Origin of the sequence: Geobacillus sp. ZGt-1 (assembly GCF_001026865.1) — a bacterium.
Lineage (GTDB): Bacteria > Bacillota > Bacilli > Bacillales > Anoxybacillaceae > Geobacillus > Geobacillus thermoleovorans.
Window position 1 is genome coordinate 1 of record NZ_LDPD01000116.1, and the last position, 717, is coordinate 717.

Below are 717 nucleotides of genomic sequence, written 5' to 3' on the forward strand. Positions count from 1 at the left end.
TGCGGTCGATGTGAGCCGGCGGTATTGAACCGGCATTTCGCGTCTTAACCGCGTCACAAAGGTTTTTTAGTAATTTTTTTGACCAGCACAACGAGCGATGACAGCTCTTTTTTGGCCATCGCTCTTCCCTCCTTGTGACATTCAATGTCAATGCTTTCGTCCATGCCCAAACCTTCCACAATCTTTCGCTGATCAGGGGGAGCGGGCGGCCCGGTGCGTCCCACGTATATTCGGCTGCGATGTTGTTGGCCTTTGTCTCATAAAACAAGCGAATCGAGTCGCCGTTGTTGGCAAAAGGGGGAACATTGAAAAAAATCTGTCCCATTGCGGAAAATGCAGTTGATTTGGTAAATTCAGTTTTGTTATGATAACAATAGTTAAATAATCTATGGATTGGAAAATAGGGAAGGCGAAAAGCAAGGGCGAGTGGCTGGCGTTGGCAGTGGCCGTCCTTGCAAGCAGGAGTGTTTCGCTTCTCCTTTCAATCCGTCTTTCTAGGGTTCGAACGGTAGTTCACGAGTTTTATTGCCATTTGAGTTCAACTTTCTCATATATCATAATCAATGGTGATGATCTGCTGAAAACGCAACTTGTTTCCACATCCCTTTGCGATTCCACAATGACCACGGAACCCACCTTTCTTAACTAGGCATCCAGCAGGTTTAACTCATTGTCATTGACTATATACATGCTCATGGAAAAATGAACATTTGCCTT

At 45.3% G+C, this 717-nt stretch carries 1 protein-coding gene; it reads right to left on the reverse strand.

Translation table 11 applies throughout. The features are described 5' to 3' along the window. Positions 1-325, reverse strand: a 325-nt coding sequence (locus tag VU18_RS20910; protein WP_236687439.1) for a hypothetical protein, incomplete at its 3' end; no start/stop codon positions are given. Positions 326-717 lie beyond the last annotated feature (392 nt).